This window comes from Armatimonas sp. (genome assembly GCF_964826245.1).
Genome location: NZ_CBAYMC010000057.1, coordinates 1 through 19,774 on the forward strand (window position 1 = coordinate 1; position 19,774 = coordinate 19,774).

Here is a 19,774-nt window from a genome sequence, read left to right on the forward strand (position 1 = left end):
TGTCGAGAGCGCCCTTATTTCTCCATACGAGTTCAAATGTAGCAACGGCTTGCTCACATAGTTCGTCGGATTGAGCTATCCAGAGAACGCTTCGATTATTTCCTTCGGGGGCTAAAACTAACTCCACTGCAGACTGAACCGTCACGCGAGTTTTGCCTGCACCCGTAGGTAGGTTAACAATACAACGCCGCTGTCCTGTTTGTAACCATAGGTCTTGCAGATTCCTCATTACCTCTTCTTGAAAATCCTTCAAGTCTGGCAATGTCCAAAAACTTGGCCCAGGAATTCGTACTTCAGGTTCCCGTTTCGCACTTAAAGACTCAACAAACTCGCTAGGGATTCCAAATCTTTCGGCAAATTTATCAGCTGGCCCAGTCCCGAATTTTGGTGGTATTGGCTCACCCTTAACCAAGATTTTTGACTGCCTGAATTCTGCCAATAGAGAGAAACCAAATATCCTGAAACATAAATGACAAATCTCTTCAATTGTCATCAATTTTATTATTTTAATATAACTTGAAAAATCTTCTTGACTATATTTAAGATCGTCTTTAATATATTTTTCTAATACCAGAATGAAATCACCTATTTGAAATAAATCAACAAATATACGTACTGGTTTCTCTTCCATATTAAAAATCTCGTTTTTTCCACAGCTTATTTTTAAATTAAAACAGCCCCTTTCTTAACTTTAAGAAAGGGGCTGCAGTTGTCGGTTTAGTACCGGTAGGTGTCGGGCTTGTAGGGGCCTTCTTGCGAGACGCCGATATAGGCAGCCTGCTCCGGGGTGAGCTCGGTGAGCATCGCGCCCAGCTTGGAGAGCTGGAGGCGGGCGACCTTCTCATCGAGGTGCTTCGGAAGGACATAGACCTGGCCGACTTCATACTTATCGGGGTTCATCCAGATCTCCATCTGCGCCAGGGTCTGGTTGGCGAAGCTGGATGACATCACGTAGCTCGGGTGGCCGGTGCCACAGCCGAGGTTCACCAAGCGGCCCTTGGCCAGGAGAATAATGCGCTTGCCGTCGGGCCAGATCACGTGGTCTACCTGCGGCTTGATCTCTTCCCACTGAAGGTTCTCCAGTCCGGCGACATCAATCTCGTTGTCGAAGTGCCCGATGTTGCAGACAATGGCCTGATCTTTCATCTGGTCCATGTGGGCGCGGGTGATGACCGACTTATTGCCCGTCGTGGTCACGAAGATATCGGCCTTATCGGCGGCGTACTCCATGGTCACGATGCGGTAGCCTTCCATCGCGGCCTGAAGCGCGTTGATCGGGTCAATCTCGGTCACCCAGACCTGAGCGGAGAGGGCACGCAGAGCCTGAGCGCTTCCCTTGCCCACATCGCCGTAGCCACAGACCACCGCCACTTTTCCGGCGATCATGACATCGGTGGCGCGCTTGATGCCATCCACTAAAGACTCGCGGCAGCCGTAGAGGTTGTCGAACTTGGACTTAGTCACGGAGTCGTTCACATTGAAGGCGCGTAGCATCAGGTCGCCCTTCTTGCTCATCTCCAGCAGGCGATGGACACCCGTGGTGGTCTCTTCAGTCACGCCCTTGACTTCCGCCAGTCGGACAGAGTACCAGGTCGGGTCCACGGCAAGCTTGGCCTTGATACTGGCGTAAAGAATCGTCTCTTCCTCAGAGCCGGGGTTGTCCAGCACAGAGAGATCCTTCTCGGCCTTGGTGCCAAGGTGCAGAAGCAAGGTAGCATCGCCGCCGTCGTCGAGGATCATGTTGGTGTAGCCACCATCAGACCACTCGAAGATCTTGTGCGTGTAGTCCCAGTACTCTTCCAGGCTCTCGCCCTTCTTGGCAAAGACTGGAGTTCCGCCGTAGGCAATGGCAGCCGCGGCGTGGTCTTGAGTGGAGTAGATATTACAGCTCGCCCAGCGCACTTTTGCCCCGAGGGCTTCGAGGGTCTCGATCAGCACGGCGGTCTGGATCGTCATGTGCAGCGAGCCGGTGATACGGGCGCCTTTCAGCGGCTGGCTGGCGGCGTACTCTGCACGGATTGCCATCAGACCAGGCATCTCAGTCTCGGCAATGGCGATCTCTTTGCGTCCCCAGTCCGCCAGGGACAGATCGGCCACGATAAAGTCCGTGGCTAGGGTTTGGGTTGTTGTTTCAGTCATTCTTGTTATCTCTCGGGCAAAAATAAAGCCCACCCAGGGGCTTTGCCAGGGTGAGCGCAGTTTGATAGCTGAGCCTGATCCACAGAAATCTCGGATTGCAGCACTCCTCAGCTTGGACTCAGTATACCATGGCAAAAGCAGGAATCGTTAAGAGTCATGGTGAATACCTACACGCTATGGGTGATTCAACAGCTTCGGTTCGTATTCGCTGGGGACTGACGTTTCCGATTGCACTCGTGTTGATCCTGCTCAATGCCTTCTGGGTGATCCGTGCCGAACGCGTGGGCAGTGGGCCTTATTTCTCCACGATCTCCCTCTTTGCCAATGCTCTTTTTTTGCTGACAGTTGTGCTGCTCATCAACTGGCCGCTCCGTCGCTTTGTGCCCAAGCTTGCGCTCTCGCAGGCGGAGATCATGCAGATCTATGCCATGGTGGCTGTCGGAGGAGCGCTGGCGGGGCAGGACATGTGCTCGGCGCTGCTGCCCATGCTCTCGCACCCGTACCAGCTCGGTAATGCCACCAATGGCTGGCTAGAGCGCTTTGGGCCGTATCTCCCCAAGGCCGTCATGGTCGGTGATACCCCGAGCGAGAAAGAGGCGCTGAAGCTCTTCTACCAAGGGCACTCGACGCTCTACACCCCCGAGCATATTCAGGCGTGGCGCAACCCGGTCTTGCTCTGGACGGGCTTTGTCGCGGTGCTTTTCTGGACCATGCTCTGCCTCTCGGTTCTGGTGCGCCAAGGCTGGCAAGACCGTGAGCGCCTCCCATTCCCCGTGGTCGAGCTGCCCCTCCAGCTCACGGAGCAGAAGAAAGAGACGATCTGGACCAACAAGCTCTTCTGGATCGGCTTCGGGCTAGTGTCTTGTATCGAAGTTCTCAATGGGCTCGCCTCGCTCTATCCCCAGCTCCCGACCATCAACCTTCAGCACACCGATGTCTCAACAGGGGGAATCTTCCTCACATCGCCCTGGAACGCGGCGGGCTTTACGTGCTACTCGTTCTACCCCTTCGCCATTGGGCTGGGCTATTTATTGCCGCTTGATCTGGTCTTCTCGTGCTGGTTTTTCTATCTGTTCTGGAAAGCCCAGCTTATCGTCTCGCGGCTCATGGCCTGGGATGTCACTCCAGACTTCCCCTTTGTGCGTGAGCAGTCGTTTGGCGGCTATATCGCGATCTTGGTCTTCTTGCTCTGGAATGGGCGTAGTTATTTTGGACAGATGTGGAAGCGCCTCTGGAGAGAGCCCTCGGACGTGGACGATTCCCAAGAGGCCATGAGCTACCGCCAAGCGCTGGGCGGCTTTCTGCTGGGCTTTGCGGGCCTCGTTGCCTTCTTTAGCTGGCTCGGCCTCTCCCCGCTGATCTCGCTGGCGGCCTTTGCGATCTACATGGCCCTCGCCCTCGCCGTGGGCCGTATCCGCGCCGAGCTTGGCCCACCCGTGCACGACCTGCACTTCTCCGGCCCGGATCACATGCTCACCCGCTCGTTTGGCACGCCCGCGTTCTCGGCACAGGACCTCACGATCCTGAACTTCTTCTACTGGTTCAACCGCGCCTACCGCTCCCACCCGATGCCTTTTGCTATCGAGGGACTCAAGATCGCCAAAGATGTCAAGACGAGCCAGCGGATGATGTTTGCGAGCCTGGTTATCGCGGGAGCCTTTGGGGCCTTTGCCGCCTTCTGGGCCTACCTGCATCTCTCCTACGACTTTGGCGCGATGGGCAAGATGCGCGGCGGCCAGGGCTTCTCGGGCGAGGCCTACAACCGGCTCAATGGCTGGATGACCCAGCCACAGCCGCCCAACTGGATCGCCAACGGTGCAATTGGGGTTGGCTTTTTCTTCTGCGCCCTGCTGATGATCGCGCGTATTAAGTTCCCGTGGTGGCCCTTCCATCCCATCGGCTACGCCATCTCGGGCTCGTGGAGCATGAACCTGGTCTGGATGCCGCTGCTCTTTGCCTGGGTCATCAAAGGCGTCATTCTGCGCTACGGCGGGGTGAAGCTCTACCGCCAGGCCATGCCATTCTTTCTGGGCCTGATCCTCGGACAGTGCATTGTCGGCTCGTTCTGGCACTTAGTGGGCTGGGCGCTAGACATTCAGCCCTACTCGTTCTGGGGCGGATAGAGAAAAATGAACCAGAAGAAAAAGAAGCCTCCTGCCTCTGTGACCACACCAGAGCCCCGGGTCGATATTCTCGCGACCCCACAAAACCGCCGCCTCTTCTTGGGCGCGGTGATCGTGATCTATAGCATGGGCTACGCACTCTCGGTCTGGGGGAATGTCTACCTTGGCAAGGGAATGCCTCTCAAACAGGCACTTCTACGCTCCCTCACCACAATGCTTATTGTGATCGCCCTCCAAGCCCCCGTCTGGTTCTGGTACCGAAAACGGATGAAGGGCATAAATACAACGCGATCTTGAGGGTGCCATTAGCGAAAACCCCTTCCGGCGCGATACAATCTGCGGGTTTTTATTATGTTGACCGCCGAAAAAATTTACAAATCGTTTGGGCCGCAGGACGTGCTCAAAGACATCACGCTTCAGCTCGGAGACCGCGACCGTATTGGGGTCGTGGGGCTCAATGGGCAGGGCAAGTCCACCCTCATCAAGATTCTAGCCGGGCTAGAGGAGCCAGACAAGGGAGTGGTGCACCGGCACGGCTCCACCGTCGGCTACCTCAACCAGGAGTCTCAGTGCCGCCTTGGGGTGACCGTGGGCGAGGAGATGCGCTCTGTCTTCCCCGACATGGATGCGATTGAGGCGCGCCTGATCGCCGCCTCGCAGGCTATCGGGGAAGGGGATATCACAAAGTCCGATATCGCCGCACTGGATAAAGCCACCGAGGACATGACCAAGCTGGAGACGCGCTCTATGGACGCTCGCATTGGCCGTGTTCTCTCAGGGTTGCGCTTTGAGCTAGGAGCGGTAGACCGCCTCACCGACACCTACTCCGGGGGCTGGCAGATGCGAATCGCGATGGCCAAGCTGCTTCTGCAAGAGCCCGACTATCTCTTTCTCGATGAGCCGACCAATCACCTAGACACTGAGGCCAAGTTCTGGCTGATGTACGACTACATTCCCAGCTACCCTGGAACAGTGGTCTGCATCTCCCACGAAGTGGAGTTTCTCAATCTCACCAGCGAAGAGATCTGGGAGGTTAAGGACATGGAGGTCAATAGGTTCAAAGGGAACTACGACGACTATATCCGCCTCGATGACGAGCGCTACCAGCGCGAGCTCAAGGCCTACGATGCCCAGCAGCGCGAGATCGCGGACTGGAAAGAGTTCGTCCAGCGCTGGCGTGGCAACAAGAGCAAGGCGGGAATGGTTGAGAGCCGCGTGAAGCAGCTTGAGAAGATTGATATCCTGCCGAAGCCCAAGGAGCGCCCCAAGACCATCTATCTTCAGTTCCCCGAGCCACCGCGTGAAGCGCCAGAGCCGATCAGTATCGAGGACGTGGTCAAGCGCTACGGCGATAAGACCGTGCTAGGTGGCATCACGCTGCCGCTGGTGCGCCAAGACAAGATCGCCCTCACCGGCCCCAACGGCGCGGGTAAGTCCACGCTTTTAAAGCTCGTGGCCGGGATTGAGCAGCCCACGAGTGGCAAGATTGTCATCAACCCCAAGACCGAGATCGGCTACTTCGCCCAGCACCAGGCCGAGGCGCTCTCTCCTGAGCGCACGGTCTACGAGGAGACACTGGCGGGGATTGATCCCAAGATGGAGGAGCTTGCCCGTGGCCTGCTCGCCCGCCTGCAGTTCCGTGGCGACGATGCGCCGTTTAAGAAAATCGGAGTTCTCTCCGGCGGCGAGCGTGCCCGCGTGGCGCTGGCCAAGTTTCTCTTGCGCCCCGCCAACTTCTATCTTCTGGATGAGCCAACCAACCATCTCGACCCGCTCGCCCGAGAAGTGCTGATCGAGGCACTGAAGAAGTTTGAGGGCACGATCCTCATGTCGAGCCACGACCAGCTTCTGATTGATACGGTCGCCACCGGTATCTTCGACATGTCCGACGGCCAGTTCACCATGGTTCTCGACCCCGCCACCGAGCGCATCAAACGCGTGGATGTGTAATCCGGATAAAATCCGCTGGTTGAAAACAGCGTCTAAGCAACTTCTTGGCGTTTGCGCCCTGAGATGCCGCTTTCGATCGGGGTACTGGTTTTCGCTCGCCCGGCAATTAAGGGATTGGCAATAAATACAAGAGCCAGCGCAAAAATCACTTACTTTGTCCGGGCGACGATCCACTCGCCGATGGTCTTGATGGCACCTGGGGAGAAAGTCTCCTCAATCTGGCTGTACTCGCTGGGGGAGCCGGTCTTGGTGTGCTGAAAAAGATGGTTGAGACCAGGGAGCGAGAGCGCTGTCACCTCTTTATTGCCCGCATCTTTGAGGAGCTTCTCAATTACGGGAAGGTTCTGCCACGCGAGCACTTGAGTGTCTTTATCGCCGTTGAGGGCCAGCACAGGGCAGGTCACTTTCGAGAGCGCAGGCGCGGGATCGTAGCTAAGGAAGAAGTGCATCCAGGGGTTGGTGAGCAGCTGGAGCTGACCGCGTGCTGAGTCAGGCAGCGCAGCGGCTCCGGCCAGCCCAAGTGCCTTCGCCATCGCCTCCAGCGCTTTTTTCGGGTCGGCTTCGGCCTTGGCGATGGGAATGAGCTTCTCCTGGTTGGCACGCGCCGCTGCCGCCACGGCCTCGCCCATGCCCGATGCTTTGACGACCGCGACTCCCTGCTCGATTAGCACTTTGTCGCCGGGGACGCCCGGCCCGGCGAGCAGGACAAGAAACGCGATCTGGTTTGCGGGCTTCGCGGCGAGCATAGGGGCGATCAGGCCGCCCTCGCTATGGCCAATCAGCCCGATTTTTTGGGGATTGATCTCCGGACGGGTCTTGAGAAACGCCACTTGCGCTTCGGTATCGGTGGCAAAGCTGGCGCTCGTGGCCTGGGTCAGGTCGCCTTTGGACTTGCCTGCCCCGCGGTCGTCGCAGCGCAGGCTTGCAATACCACGCCGCGCCAGATCGTCAGCGAGGACGGCAAAAGAGCGGTGCTCATAGATCGTCGAGTCGCGGTCTTGCTGGCCCGAGCCTGAGATAAAAACGACGCAGGGAAAGGGGCCTGCACCTGGCGGCACGGTGAGTGTCCCCGACAGCGTGACACCAGCCTCCACGGCGTTCTCGATACTCACCTCGGTGGTCTTGTAGGGAAACGGAGGCTTAGGGGTCTGCGGACGGCGCAGTGCCGAGACTTGCGCCACTTTCTTGAGGCTCATCGCCATCGAGAGTCCTCCCTGCTCAAAGCTCCCCGTGAGGCTGTTTTTATCGGGAGAGAGCTGCCCCATGAACTTCCAGGGCGGCGTGGCGCAGGTGACGGTCACACGGGAGCCTGTCGCGGTTCCACTTGCTAGCTTGAGATCCCGTGCGCCCTGATCCGGGCTGTCCCAGGTGCCTGCCCCTTTGCCATCGAAGCGAAAGACCATGCGGAGCTTGAGTGTGTTGGGAAGTGTGATCGCCCCCTCGTAGATCCCCGTCATCGGCACGGACTTGGGGGACGCAACTTGCGGCTTTGACTTTGGTTTGGGTTTAGGCTTCTGCGCCAGCGCAGCCGGGGCACAGACCGCCGCGAGGGCAAGGATCAAGACGGACTTCATCGTATTCTCTTTGTTGACAATAAAAAAATCCCCCCGCCGGACTCGGCGGGGGGGTTCTGCAAAGATTACCGTAGGCGCTTGGCGGCCCAGAAGGCGCTGCCAATGGCCAGTCCGAGGGCGACTGCCATATTGGTCAGTGTCCAAGGCAGGGCGCTGGCTCCGAAGGTCGCGGCGGTGAACGGAATCGTGGCGTTGTTCCAGTTGGCGAACAAGTTCACCCCAAAGCCCAGTGCCGCGCCCGAAGCGACTTTCAGGCCAGGGCCTTTGCGCAGCATCCAGACGAGCAGCGCGGGAGCGAGTGCGGAGAAGCTCAGCAGGTTCCACGCCGAGTCTGCCCCCACGAAGTTTGTCACGGCATCCGGGAGGAAGAAGCCTCCTGCGATAGCTCCCGCCATACCTGCACGGAGCAGAACATTGCGGCGGCGCAGTGGCCCACCGAAGCCGACCAGCAGACCGGCAAAGGCAATCGCAAGCGTGTGGCGTAGCTTCCAGCCGTTTTCGGCTTCGGCTTTAGCCGTGAGCTTGCCGACATTGAGGATTCCCGCACCGTATTTCTTGGCGTTGTTCTCCTTGGGCTTGCTGGCAGTCTTCTTGAGCAGATCCAAGATCTTGGCCGGGTCTTTAGTGCCCTGGCTGTAGGCTAGCGCGGCGGCTCCCGCGACATGCGGCGAGGCCATAGACGTTCCCTGGAAGGCGAAGTAGTCGTCCTGACCGGAGTAGACGGTGTTCTGCAAGATACCATCATCGGGGTTGCGGCTATCAATCATGTCGCCGCCGGGTGCGGCGATTGCCACTTGCTTGCCCCACGAAGAGAACTTGGAGAGCATTCCGCTCGGCCCCACCGACGAGACCGCGATGCACTCAGGGAAGGCGGCGGGGTAGCCCACGCCCTCACGGAAGCTATTGCCCGCGGCGCAGACAATCGTGACACCCTTCTTGCGAGCGTACTTGCAGGCCTCGTGGATCACGTCGGAGGGGTACATGGAGCCCAGGCTCATATTGATGATGTTCGCGCCCTTGTCGGCGGCAAAGCGAATGGCGTCGGCGATATCGGCGCTATTGCCCGATCCCTCGGCGGAGAGCACTTTCAGCGGCATGACAGTCGCCTCAAACGCGATCCCCGCCACGCCCTCGTTGTTGTTAGTGGACTCCGCAATGGTTCCGGCGACGTGGGTTCCATGCCCGTGGTCGTCGTCGGCGTTGGTGCTCTTGCTCACGAAGTTGTAGCCCGCCGTGAACTTGGTCTGCTTAAAGTCCCGCGCCTGGGTCACGCCCGTGTCAATCACGGCGACAACCGCGCCCTTGCCACGCGTCCGCTCCCAAGCCCCTTCCGTATCAATCATGCGGAAGTTCCACTGCTTCTCATAAAGCGGATCATTAGGCTTCGTCCCCGAAGGCTCATCCAGCGTGAGCGAAAATTCCTCATGCACCGTCGGATCCGTCATCGTCGTGGTTTCGACCGTGGGATCGGTCACACGAGTGCGATGTTTTACATCATCAAATGACCAGTTGCAATTTTGCTCCAGATGAAACTGAATCTCGGGTTCGGCGGCTTGGACGCGGGAGTCGTTGCGGAGGGTGTTGAGGTCAGCGTTGCCTTCAATCACGCGATAGAGTCGGTTGTCCTTGGCCTCGATGGAGTTCGGAACGAGATTCAGGCCGTACTCTTTTGCAAGCGCCTGCACACCCGCATCGTCCAGAGTGTCGGCCAAGTCGATGATCAGTGGTGTCGCGCTCGAAAACGCCTGCTCCACACCATTGCTCCCCATGCCGCTCCCCCCCGAGGTTTGGATGGGAATCTCGGCGACGGTCACTTCGTCTTTCTGTGTCCAGACGGAGAGCATGGGGAGGGCGGTGGCTCCAACGGCGACGGCGATGCCGAGAGTGGCGAGGGTGTTTCTCAGAGATTTGGTCATGATGGGTTGATCCTCCGAATCGGTAATGATTTCTTTTTGGCGATAGGGGTGACAAGACGAAGCGGGGCTTTGGTTTCGTCGAAGTGCGGGCTGACACCGACAACTTGCCGGTCTTTATTCACTTCGGGCACACGCTCGTCGAACTTGGGGTTGCCCCCCGCGTGGGACTTTGCGGATTTCATGATTCCAGTTCCTTCTTCAAGTTCGGGTTGCGCTCCAAAATATACTCATAGCGGTCTTTGAGGCCCGGCGAGCGCTCGTCAAAAAGAGGGTTCCCGCCTGCGTAGTGCGTGTCCTTGGGGTCGCCATACTCGTTGCGCCCCTCGCGCTTCACCCAGTCATCAATCTGTTTCTTCAGCTCATCCGAGATCATAAAGTATTTCTCCCTCACGCCACCCCCGTTGGAGGGGGGTGGCTGAAGAGCGCTTCGCGCTACAAAGGGCGTGCCGCCCATACAACACCGAAAATTCGGTATGGCCGGAACGGCCTTCGTAGCCGTAGGCTCTCAAGACCCGCCGTTCCAATCGGCGGGGATATTCTATACCTAAAGACGATGTCGGCAGGATTATGGTTGCACGATAGGAGAAATTATAGACCATGTTAGCCCTTCTTCGCCCACTTTTGATCGGACTGCTCTTAATCCCTCTGTGCTGCTACTGGGCGCAAGACCAGGTCATTGACCGAATCTTCTCGCTCATGGTGCCACCGCTCGCGCTGACGATTGTTCTTGCACTACTCAACCTACCCGTCCGAAAAACGTTCCCGAGGCTGGCGCTGAACGGACGGGAGATCGCAGTAGTCTATGCCATGCTCACCATTGCCTGCGCCATGAGCGGTGAGTGGATGGACATGGTCGCGCCCTCGATGTACGGCTTTGCGGTGTTCGCGCCCAACAACCCGCGCTACGGCACCTATATCCTGCCCTACCTTCCCGACTGGTTCTTCTTCCGCGACCCCGCGCCGCTCAAGGAGTTTGGGGAGGGAGGCAAGACCTTCGGGTTCTTTCTCTCGCAGCTCCCGATGTGGTGGCCCAAGATCGGGGCGTGGACTCTGCTCCTGACACTGATCACCACGGCGATGCTCTGTATCAGTGCGCTGCTCAAAGACCAGTGGGTACACAAAGAGCGCCTGGCGTTTCCGCTGGTTCAGCTCCCGATCGCCCTGACCGAAGAAGCAGGGCCGGGGCAGACACCACTCTGGAAGAACAAGCTATTCTGGGGGAGCTTTGCCGTGGTCTTTGCCATTGACATGCTCAACGGCTTCTCGTTTCTCTACCCGCAGCTCCCACACTTCAACATTCGCTTTCTGGGCGACTTCAACAAGGCCTTTGTCTCGCCGCCATGGAACCAGACTGGCTGGACTCCCGTGGGGATCTTCCCCTATCTCTCCGCGCTGGGCTTCCTGATGCCCACCGACTTGCTCTTCTCGCTGCTGGTGTTCTTTTTTGTGCGAAAGGCCCAGCAGATTATCGCCTATAGTATCGGCAACGAGCAGGGAGTCTTTGGGGGCGGCGGCCTGACACCCAGCCCCCCGTATTTCTCGGAGCAGAGCTGGGGCGCGTTTATCGGGCTCTTTGTCAGTGCGCTCTGGCTGGCGCGGCCTCACTTAAAGATGCTGTGGGCACAGATTAGCTCGGGAGAAAAAGACACGGGCGAGAATCCGGGCCTGCCGCCGCGCTTTTTGTTTATCTTGATGCTGGTCTGTATTGCAGCAACGGCAGCCATTGGAGTAGGCATTGGCCTGCCCCTGCTCTTCGTGATTCTTTATGTTGCGCTCTTTTTGGCCTTCAGTGTGGCCGTCACACGCCTACGCGCATCGCTGGGCGCTCCGACCCACGAGATGGCGTTTATGGGGCCGCACCAGCTTATCTTAGACTTTCATGGCAGCGCCGGGCTCTCCAACGAGCTGCTCACGCGGACACTGGCGACCTTCCACTTCATGAACCGAATCCATCGGACACACACCATGCCGTCGCTGATGGAAGGGCTCTATCTCGCGGATCGGGGCAAGCTCTCGGCGCGCGGCATGTTTCTGGCGCTCTTTTTGGCAATCCCCCTGGGTACAGTAACCGGCTTTCTGACCCACATCTACTTTGGCTACCACTACACCCCCGTGAGCTGGGTCTCCGGTGAGCTAGGCGGCTTTGTGAGCAATATTCTGAGCACTCCACGCCCGCCCAATCCCACCGCGATGCTCGCCGTTTTAGGGGGCTTCGGAACCGTGATGCTCCTCGACTTCATCCGCTTCCGCATCCCTGGTTTTTGGCTCCACCCGGCAGGCTACGCGCTGGCGATGAACTTCGGGGTGGACTACTACTGGTTCGGGCTCTTGATCGTCTTGATCGTGAAAGTCTTCGTCCAGCGCTTCTATGGCCTCAAGGGCTACAGTCAGCTCCGCCAGATCGCCTTTGGCTTAATCGTCGGCGAGTTCATGGCCGAGCTGATCTGGGCCGGATTTTCCATGCTCAACGAGCGCCAGATGACCTACTCGATCTCGATCAATGGCAAGATGAGCTGGGATCAGTAGACCACTCCCACACCAACCCCTATCCCGACCGCCCCATGAATGAGGCGTCTCAGTAGCCTGCGGCTGCAAAGCCCGTGCCGGGCTGGGGAACCCGACGCCGCATTCATGGGGTGGCACATTGACGTAGAGCCGCCGTGCGGGGTATCCTTGAGAGGCTATGTCAAACCAATACACGCCCCTGCGCTGGGGCATCCTCGGGGCGGGCAGTATCGCCAACCGCTTCACCGAGTCCATTGCGCTTTTAGAGGACCAGAAAGTGGTCGCAGTGGGCTCGCGCGAGCTAGAGAAAGCCAATGCGTTTGGCGACAAACACGGCATTGAGCGCCGCCATGCGAGCTACGAGGCACTCTGTAGCGACCCCGAAGTAGACGCGATCTATGTCGCCACGCCTCATACGTTTCACAAAGAGCACAGTATTTTAGCCCTCAAGAGTGGCAAGCACGTGCTCTGTGAGAAGCCCTTCACGATCAACAAAGCTGAGGCGGAGGCCGTGGTCGCCGTTGCCAAAGAGACGGGCTTGTTTCTGATGGAGGGCATGTGGAGCCGCTTCTTCCCGGTCTGGGATAAAGTGCGTGCACTCATCGCCGAGGGCGCGATTGGCAAGCCTCGCATGCTCTACGCGGACTTTGGGTTTCGCTGCGGCGCGAGCCCCTCCAATGTGGGAGAGGACGGCAAGCTGGTGGGGCTGAACCCGGAGGCGCGGCTCTTTAACCCAGCACTGGGCGGCGGCGCGATCATGGATGTGGGCATCTACCCGGTGAGCCTGGCGCAGATGCTACTGGGCGATCCCGATCAAGTGGCGTGTCTGGGAACGCTCGGGCACACGGGCGTGGATGAGAACGCGGGGATGCTCCTGCACTTCCCGAGCGGCGCAGTGGCGGTCACCAGCACCTCGTTTCAGGTTAGCACCCCCGCCGGCGTAACCTTGATCGGCGAGAGCGGCAAGATCGAAGTGGCTGCCCCTTGGTGGACACCACGAAAGCTCACTCTGACCCGAAATGGCGAGTCCGAAGTCTTTGAGCTGCCTTTTGACGGTCCCGGCTTCCAGTTCGAGGCCATGCACTTTGCCGAGCGCCTGCGCGCTGGGCACACCGAGAGCGATATTCTCTCCCACTCCGACAGCCTTGCCGTGATGGACGCTCTCGACAACCTACGGGCCGCAATCGGCCTGAAATATCCGATGGAGTAAACGATGTCAACGTATTCGCCCCTTCGCTGGGGCTTTTTAGGCTGTGGTTCGATCGCCAACCGACTGGGAGCGGATGTCTCCAAGCTGAGTGATCATAAGATTCAGGCGATTGCCTCGCGCGATCCGGAGAAGGCGGCTAAGTACGCCGAGAAGTTTGGGGTGCCCACGCAGCACACCGGGCCGGATGCCTACACCAAGCTGGTCAATGACCCGGAGATTGACATTGTCTATGTGGCGACGCCCCACAACTTCCACCGTGAGCAGGTGCTACTGGCGCTGAACGCGGGCAAGCATGTGCTCTGTGAGAAACCCTTCACGGTTAATCTTAAAGAGGCCGAGGAGCTGGTTGCCAAGGCGCGGGAGAAGGGGCTCTTCCTGATGGAGGGGGTCTGGAGCCGCTGTTTTCCTGTCTGGGTGAAAGTGCGGGAGCTGATCACGGAGGGCGCGATTGGGCAGGTGCGCCAGGTCTACTCGGACTTTGGCTATGGTGCAGGTAGTCTGGATGAGAATAGCCAGCTGATTGTCGGCAACCCCAACGGACGACTTTTCTCCCGTGAGCTAATCGGCGGGGGGCTGATGGATGTGGGGGTCTACCCGATCAATATCGCCATGATGATCCTAGGCGAACCGAGCGTCGTGAAGGCGTTTGGTCAGCTTGGGAGCACGGGTGTGGACGAAAACGTGGGCGTCGTGCTGGGCTTCCCGAACGGCTCTCTTGCGACCTGTACGACCTCGATCCAGGTCACCACGCCGTTTGTGACCACCATTATCGGCACCAAGGGCAAGATCGAAGTCCCGTTCTGGTGGCGGCCCAAGAACCTAAGCTTAACGGCTAACGGTCACACGGACACACTGGAGTTTTTGCACGAGGGAGAGGGCTTCCAGTTCGAGGCGATGCACGTGGCCGACTGCCTGCGTGCGGGAAAAACCGAGAGCGAGATTCTGCCGTTGGATGGCACACTTGCCGTGATGCGCGTCCTGGATGCGGTTCGTGCCGAAATTGGGCTACAGTACCCCGGCGAGTAGAAAAATAAACGCCCCTACTGCGACTAGAGCTCCGCGGTAGGGGTGTGCGCTTGGGACTCGACGTGCAGGTCGAACTTGCGAACGCAGCCCATAAAGTAGAGAATCTCAGAGTTCTTAATAGAGTAGTAGACACAGTTCTTACGCCGCTCTGCATTAAGAATCCCCATGTCCCGCATGATCTTGAGCTGCTGGCTCACAATTGCTTGCTGTGCTCCTTCACACACCCCGACAATCTCCGTCACGCGCTGAGGGGTCTTGCTGGTCTCCAGAAAATCTAAAATCCGCAAGCGAAGCGGGTGAGCAAATATGCGAATGAGGGGAGAGAGTTGCTCAAGGGTGGTCATATCCAGGGTGGTGTTAGCGCTCATAATTATTTCTCCTGTACTATACGCTAGTTTACGCTATATGATAGCCCCAATTCCGCGAATGGGGTTTGACATTAGGTTAGCTCTTTTGGGTATCTTTCTCGCACCTATACAGGTGCCACCGGCTATAGATTGGCATCGTTGCTGGGCCATAGTGAACCTCAGATAAAAAGCTACTCATTTTCTACGTGTTTAGTATACACCGTTTTTTCCTTTACAGGTATTAAAAATAACACATTGCAGTTTCGGGCTACTTGGCACGAAAAAAGCTCTCTTTATTGAAAAAAGCTCTCTCTATTTAGGAGCGGTGGCGAAGAACCATCCTCCTCAGCACTCCTAACACATAGAGCGATAATGTCCCAGGCTCGGGTACGGCATTTGAGGGGGAGAGTTTTTTGTCGCCACTGCCGACACGTCCGCGAGGGCAAGAAGCGGGAGACCAAGCCATGAGTGGATATATTGTGAATGCAGAAAACACTGCTCTCCAACTGGAGAGCAGTGTGTCTTTTTAACGTCCCTTAATCGCTCCAAAAGTCATGCCTCGCAGCAGGTGGTTGCGCATCAGAAACGTGAAGATAGCGGCGGGGAGGAGAAACACCATGGCACGGGCGGCGACTTCGTTCCAAGGGATCGAGCCTCCCCCAATCACAGCGGTGATCGAGGGCGGCGCGGTGAGGGGCTCTAGGCCGGAGAGGAAGTAACCAAAGGCGTACTCGTTCCAGGCATTGAGGAAAACAAAGACGGCGGTGGTGGCCATGCCGGGGATGACCAGCGGCAGGACGGTTTTCTGCATCGCGCGCAAGCGGGAGTAGCGGTCGAGGAGCGCGGCCTCTTCGTACTCTGGCGGGACATCGTCGGTGAAGCCTTTCATTAGCCAGGTGGCAAAGGCAACCCCAACCGTGGTGTAGAGCAGACCAAGGCCAAAGAGTGTGTTGAGTAGCTTGATGCCCGTTTTCTGCTCAATGAGCTGGTACATCAGGTAGACCGGCACAAGAACCACAACCGGCGGGAGCATGCGGGTCGAGAGAATAAAGAAGAGCGCATCGCCCTTGGCCTTGATCTTAAAGCGCGAAAAAGTGTAGGCCGCCAGTGTCCCCATGAAGACTGCAATCACGGTGGAGATCACGCTCACCAGAAGGCTATTGCCCATCTGGCCCATGAACTTCTTGCCGTCTGCGGTCGTGAAGATCGCGGCGTAGTTCGCGCCGGTCGGGGTGAAGGCGAACTTGGGCGGCATGGCGTTGACATCGGTGTACTGCTTCAGCGACGTCGCGATCATCCAGCCCAGCGGGAAGAGATAGGCAAAGAGCGCAATGGCAATCCCGATGTTGGCGAGAATCGAGCGCACTTTTTTAGGGAGGTAGAACGTTCCTGCTATCAGCCCGCCCAGCACCGCAAGCCCCATCACAAAGAGCGCCCCCCCCGCCTTGAACGCGCCCCAGACCAGAAGAATTCCTAGCGAGGCAGGGGCCACTTTCTGGAGCCCAACCAGCCACGGTGTGTCCGGCGCAAAGAGCGGCGCAGCATCGAGTTTAGCCTCACCACGGACACGGGCCATCATCATCAGATACAGATTGGTCAGTCCGATAATCACCAGCAAAACGATGTAGGCCAGCGCACAGGCTTTGCCTGTGTTCCAGTTGCGGAGCGCCTCGCGGAAGACCTGGATGGAGACTGTTTCTACGGTTGCGCCGCGCTCGGTCATGATCCACGCTAGGTCGAACATCTTGAAGCTGTCGAGCGTGCGGAAGAGCAGCGCAATCAAGAGCAGCGGGGTGATGAAGGGCATCGTAATAAAGCGGAAGCGAAACCACTCGCTCGCCCGATCCACGCTCGCCGCTTCATAGAGCGTTTTCGGGACGCTTGCCAGGCCAGCCAGAGCAATCAGCATCACAAACGGAGCCCACTGCCATGTGTCCGCGATCACCACCGACCAGAGCGCGTGGTCTTTGTCGGTCCAGTTGATCGGCTTTTTCGGGTCCATCAGCCCCACCGAGCCCAGCAGCCAGTTGATCATCCCAAAGTTGGTGTCTAGCAGAAAGCGCCAGAACAGCCCCACTACCACTGAGCTGAGCATCATGGGAAGCAAGAAAAGCGTGGTGACAATCCCCTTGAGCTTGAAGCTACGGTTGAGCAAGATCGCCAGCCCAAAGCCCACCGCAAGCTGGAGCCCGACGGCAAGAAGCACAAAGGCCGCCGTGGTCGTAAACGACTGCCAGACCTGCTCCCGGCTCATCATCTCGGTGTAGTTGGCATTGCCAATCCACTCAGCGGGCTTGTTGGCGTTGGCTTTGAACCTGGTAAAGCTCAGGCCTAGCGACCAGAAAAGCGGGAAGATGTTCATCGCTACGAGCAATAAGATCGTGGGCAACAGAAACAAATTAGCAACAGCGCGGTCGGTGAGCGCTTTTTTCGGCGAGGCGGGTGTAGAAGAGTCGGTGTTCGGCACGGATCAGTATACCAAACATGAGGGTCATCTTTCTGCATTTCGTCCGTAGCTCAATTGTCTCTCGCGAGAGCATCGGCTTATCGGCAGGTAGAGGAAGCTCTTGGGCACGTATCTGTGGCCCAGATACCGTCACAGGAAGGTCTTTCCACAGACGGGTCGCCTCCTCAGAGTAAGTATGGGCGCTTTATAGGCTAGCACACGAAGCCCCTCAGCGGCAATCCGAGAGATTTCACGCCCTGTCACTGCCCCTCACCCGTGGCTTTTTTGTAGCAGGGCAAGAGTTCTCGGAGTGCGGGAATCGTGACAGAGAGATCCATCGGTGTAAATTATACTTGCTTCTGACCCTTTGGCGTGATAAAATTTCTCCCGATAACTAGAAATAGTAGTAGCGATGACGAGGCCAGTAGCCTTGCTTTGGATTTTCAGAGAGCCGTCGGTTGGTGCGAGACGGTAGCCGAGCAAGTGTGAACCTCCCCTCCGAGCTGAGGTGGTGAAGCGGTGTTGTGAAAAATACCGTGTGTAGTCCCTCCGGGTGCGCCCGAGACAGCGCAGCGAGTGGTTGCACTCTTCCGACACTCCCCTACTTGTAGGGGCCAGGGGGGCGGGGCGACAATTCGGGTGGTACCGCGGGAGCGTGCTTCAGAGAAATCTCTATAAGCCGCCTCTCGTCCCGATCAAAACAGCACGACGGGGCGAGGGGCATTTTTGTTTTTTTGCCTCCGTCCATAAATTTAGAGTCTGCGGAAAGGACGAAAATTATGGCAAAGATCAAATCAACCGGCGCAAAGGCGGTTCTGGAGTGTATGCGACGTGAGGGCGTGACGATTATGTTCGGCTACCCTGGCGGGGCGGTGATTCCCTTCTACGACGAGCTCTACCACTGCGACTTCATTCACCATGTTCTGGTGCGCCACGAGCAAGGCGGTGGACACATGGCCGAGGGCTACGCCCACGCCACGGGCAAGGTCGGGGTGTGTCTGGGGACGAGCGGCCCGGGGGCGACCAATCTGGTGACTCCCCTGTGTGACGCGATGATGGACTCGATCCCCATTGTCGCCATCACGGGGCAAGTACGCACCGAAGTGATCGGCAAAGACGCGTTCCAAGAGGCCGATATCACCGGCATCACCATCCCTGTCACCAAGCACAACTGGCTGGTCAAAGACGCCAATGACCTGCCGCGCATCATGCACGAGGCATTCCACATCGCCCGCTCGGGCCGCCCCGGCCCCGTGCTAGTAGACATTCCCGTGGATGTCTTTCGCACCGTGATCGAGTACGACCCAGACGAGGCCCAGCAAGTGAGCCTGCGCTCTTTTAAGTCCGACTTTAAGGTGCACCCACTCTCGATCAAGCGTGCCGCCGAGCTGATCGCGGAGGCCAAGAAGCCCGTGCTCTACGTAGGAGGAGGCGCGAAAGCCGCCGGAGCCAACGAGGAGCTGATGGAGCTGACCAAGCGCACCAATATCCCCGTTACCACCACGCTCCATGGCCTCGGGACGTTCCCTGAGGACAGCCCGCTCTCGCTGGGAATGCTGGGAATGCACGGCACGGCCTACGCCAACTACGCCGTTCACAACTGCGACTTGCTCATCTCCGTCGGGGCGCGCTTTGATGACCGTGTGACAGGCAAAGTCAGTGCGTTCGCTCCCGATGCCAAAGTAATCCACATGGACATTGACCCCGGTGAGATCAACAAAGTCCGCCGCGCCGATGTCTCGATTGTCGGTGACTGTAAAGCCGCCCTCACCGAGCTGCTCAAGCTGGTACAAGACGCGGGGGACTTTTCGGCATGGCATGAAGAGATCGGCAAGTGGAAGGCGGAGTTTCCGCTCGAAGCGCCCGATGGCATCGAAGACGGTGAGATTCACGCAGAGTTTGCGATCCGAGAGCTCGCTCGCCTCACCGATCACAATGTCACGGTCGTCACCGATGTGGGCCAGCACCAGATGTGGGCCGCGCAGCACTTCGGCATGCGAAAGTCTCGGCAGTTTATTACGTCGGGGGGCCTGGGAACGATGGGCTTTGGCCTGCCCGCCGCCATTGGCGCGTCGTTTGCCTCCGATGGTAAAGAGCCGGTCTGGTGCATCTCGGGCGATGGCTCGATCCAGATGTGTTTTCAGGAGCTGATGGTCGCTAGCATCTACAAGCTGCCCGTCAAAGTGATGATCCTCAACAACCAGTACCTCGGGATGGTGCGCCAGTGGCAGGAGATGTTCTGGCAGAAGCACTACTCGTCGGTGAACTTGGAGCAGGCCCCGGACTTTGTGAAACTCGCCGAAGCCTACGGGATTCTCGGCCTGATCTGCGACAAGCCCGAGGAGCTAGAAGCCACGCTAAAGCGTGCCATGGAGCACAACGGCCCCGTGGTGATGGACATCCGCGTCACCAAAGAGAGCAATGTCTTCCCAATGATTCCGTCGGGCCAGACGATCAACGAGATGATGGTGCGCAAGCCCGAGCCCGCGCTCGCCCCGCCCAGCGTCTGCCACTTCGAGCCCAAGGACACCCGTGTTC

15 protein-coding genes and 1 riboswitch are annotated in these 19,774 nt (G+C 58.0%); of the genes, 7 read left to right on the forward strand and 8 right to left on the reverse strand.

Translation table 11 applies throughout. The features are described from left to right. The coding region (locus AC1XOS_RS07660; protein WP_481961623.1) for a DEAD/DEAH box helicase family protein at positions 1 to 631 on the reverse strand (631 nt) is incomplete at its 3' end. A gap of 86 nt (positions 632 to 717) precedes the next feature. Next, positions 718 to 2,139: an adenosylhomocysteinase gene (gene ahcY, locus AC1XOS_RS07665; protein WP_481961624.1), complete on the reverse strand. Its 1,422-nt coding sequence runs from the start codon at positions 2,137 to 2,139 to the stop codon at positions 718 to 720. Positions 2,140 to 2,184: 45 nt separating this feature from the next. Further along, a riboswitch (S-adenosyl-L-homocysteine riboswitch) is annotated at positions 2,185 to 2,254 on the reverse strand. 61 nt (positions 2,255 to 2,315) lie between these two features. Between ahcY and AC1XOS_RS07670 the strand changes: the two genes are divergently transcribed. From AC1XOS_RS07670 to AC1XOS_RS07680, 3 genes are read left to right on the forward strand one after another with little or no spacing between them, the layout of a single operon-like run. Then, positions 2,316 to 4,262, forward strand: coding sequence for a DUF6785 family protein (locus AC1XOS_RS07670; protein ID WP_481961625.1), 1,947 nt, complete (start codon positions 2,316 to 2,318; stop codon positions 4,260 to 4,262). Between the two features lie 6 nt (positions 4,263 to 4,268). Then, positions 4,269 to 4,559: a hypothetical protein gene (locus tag AC1XOS_RS07675; RefSeq protein ID WP_481961626.1), complete on the forward strand. Its 291-nt coding sequence runs from the start codon at positions 4,269 to 4,271 to the stop codon at positions 4,557 to 4,559. A gap of 54 nt (positions 4,560 to 4,613) precedes the next feature. Next, entirely contained in the window at positions 4,614 to 6,212 is a 1,599-nt protein-coding gene (locus AC1XOS_RS07680) for an ABC-F family ATP-binding cassette domain-containing protein (protein WP_481961627.1), read from the forward strand. Positions 6,213 to 6,361: 149 nt separating this feature from the next. Here AC1XOS_RS07680 and AC1XOS_RS07685 read toward each other — a convergent pair whose 3' ends face one another. The 4 genes from AC1XOS_RS07685 to AC1XOS_RS07700 form a co-directional block, all read right to left on the reverse strand. Further along, a complete protein-coding gene (locus AC1XOS_RS07685; RefSeq protein WP_481961628.1) occupies positions 6,362 to 7,786 on the reverse strand; it encodes an alpha/beta hydrolase family protein in 1,425 nt (474 codons plus the stop codon). 65 nt (positions 7,787 to 7,851) lie between these two features. Continuing rightward, on the reverse strand, positions 7,852 to 9,702 hold the full coding sequence (locus tag AC1XOS_RS07690; RefSeq protein ID WP_481961629.1) for a S8 family peptidase: 1,851 nt from the start codon (positions 9,700 to 9,702) through the stop codon (positions 7,852 to 7,854). Then, positions 9,699 to 9,884, reverse strand: a complete 186-nt coding sequence (locus AC1XOS_RS07695) for a hypothetical protein (RefSeq protein WP_481961630.1) — start codon at positions 9,882 to 9,884, stop codon at positions 9,699 to 9,701. The genes AC1XOS_RS07690 and AC1XOS_RS07695 overlap by 4 nt, the downstream gene beginning before the upstream one ends. Beyond that, complete coding sequence (locus AC1XOS_RS07700) at positions 9,881 to 10,075, reverse strand: hypothetical protein (RefSeq protein WP_481961631.1); 195 nt, start codon at positions 10,073 to 10,075, stop codon at positions 9,881 to 9,883. The genes AC1XOS_RS07695 and AC1XOS_RS07700 overlap by 4 nt, the downstream gene beginning before the upstream one ends. A gap of 224 nt (positions 10,076 to 10,299) precedes the next feature. Between AC1XOS_RS07700 and AC1XOS_RS07705 the strand changes: the two genes are divergently transcribed. The 3 genes from AC1XOS_RS07705 to AC1XOS_RS07715 all read left to right on the forward strand — a co-directional run bounded on the left by AC1XOS_RS07705 (position 10,300) and on the right by AC1XOS_RS07715 (position 14,443). Next, the gene (locus AC1XOS_RS07705; RefSeq protein WP_481961632.1) at positions 10,300 to 12,228 is read left to right on the forward strand and encodes a DUF6785 family protein; all 1,929 of its coding nucleotides are present in this window, start codon (positions 10,300 to 10,302) and stop codon (positions 12,226 to 12,228) included. Between the two features lie 157 nt (positions 12,229 to 12,385). Beyond that, positions 12,386 to 13,417: a Gfo/Idh/MocA family protein gene (locus AC1XOS_RS07710; protein WP_481961633.1), complete on the forward strand. Its 1,032-nt coding sequence runs from the start codon at positions 12,386 to 12,388 to the stop codon at positions 13,415 to 13,417. 3 nt (positions 13,418 to 13,420) lie between these two features. Continuing rightward, positions 13,421 to 14,443, forward strand: a complete 1,023-nt coding sequence (locus AC1XOS_RS07715; RefSeq protein WP_481961634.1) for a Gfo/Idh/MocA family protein — start codon at positions 13,421 to 13,423, stop codon at positions 14,441 to 14,443. 23 nt (positions 14,444 to 14,466) lie between these two features. On the opposite strand, the gene AC1XOS_RS07720 is transcribed toward AC1XOS_RS07715, so the two are convergent. Continuing rightward, a complete protein-coding gene (locus AC1XOS_RS07720) occupies positions 14,467 to 14,811 on the reverse strand; it encodes an ArsR/SmtB family transcription factor (protein ID WP_481961635.1) in 345 nt (114 codons plus the stop codon). Positions 14,812 to 15,316: 505 nt separating this feature from the next. Continuing rightward, positions 15,317 to 17,257, reverse strand: coding sequence for an ABC transporter permease (locus AC1XOS_RS07725; protein ID WP_481961636.1), 1,941 nt, complete (start codon positions 17,255 to 17,257; stop codon positions 15,317 to 15,319). Positions 17,258 to 18,015: 758 nt separating this feature from the next. Between AC1XOS_RS07725 and ilvB the strand changes: the two genes are divergently transcribed. Continuing rightward, a partial coding sequence (gene ilvB, locus AC1XOS_RS07730; protein WP_481961637.1) for a biosynthetic-type acetolactate synthase large subunit occupies positions 18,016 to 19,774 on the forward strand: 1,759 nt, incomplete at its 3' end.

Bases quoted from the DNA above. Each gene is read 5' to 3' on its own strand.
- ahcY (WP_481961624.1), bottom strand. From the start codon at position 2,139: ATGACTGAAACAACAACCCAAACCCTAGCCACGGACTTTATCGTGGCC.
- AC1XOS_RS07710 (WP_481961633.1), top strand. From the start codon at position 12,386: ATGTCAAACCAATACACGCCCCTGCGCTGGGGCATCCTCGGGGCGGGC.
- AC1XOS_RS07675 (WP_481961626.1), top strand. From the start codon at position 4,269: ATGAACCAGAAGAAAAAGAAGCCTCCTGCCTCTGTGACCACACCAGAG.
- AC1XOS_RS07720 (WP_481961635.1), bottom strand. From the start codon at position 14,811: ATGAGCGCTAACACCACCCTGGATATGACCACCCTTGAGCAACTCTCT.
- AC1XOS_RS07690 (WP_481961629.1), bottom strand. From the start codon at position 9,702: ATGACCAAATCTCTGAGAAACACCCTCGCCACTCTCGGCATCGCCGTC.
- AC1XOS_RS07685 (WP_481961628.1), bottom strand. From the start codon at position 7,786: ATGAAGTCCGTCTTGATCCTTGCCCTCGCGGCGGTCTGTGCCCCGGCT.
- AC1XOS_RS07670 (WP_481961625.1), top strand. From the start codon at position 2,316: ATGGGTGATTCAACAGCTTCGGTTCGTATTCGCTGGGGACTGACGTTT.
- AC1XOS_RS07700 (WP_481961631.1), bottom strand. From the start codon at position 10,075: ATGATCTCGGATGAGCTGAAGAAACAGATTGATGACTGGGTGAAGCGC.
- AC1XOS_RS07695 (WP_481961630.1), bottom strand. From the start codon at position 9,884: ATGAAATCCGCAAAGTCCCACGCGGGGGGCAACCCCAAGTTCGACGAG.
- AC1XOS_RS07680 (WP_481961627.1), top strand. From the start codon at position 4,614: ATGTTGACCGCCGAAAAAATTTACAAATCGTTTGGGCCGCAGGACGTG.
- AC1XOS_RS07705 (WP_481961632.1), top strand. From the start codon at position 10,300: ATGTTAGCCCTTCTTCGCCCACTTTTGATCGGACTGCTCTTAATCCCT.
- AC1XOS_RS07715 (WP_481961634.1), top strand. From the start codon at position 13,421: ATGTCAACGTATTCGCCCCTTCGCTGGGGCTTTTTAGGCTGTGGTTCG.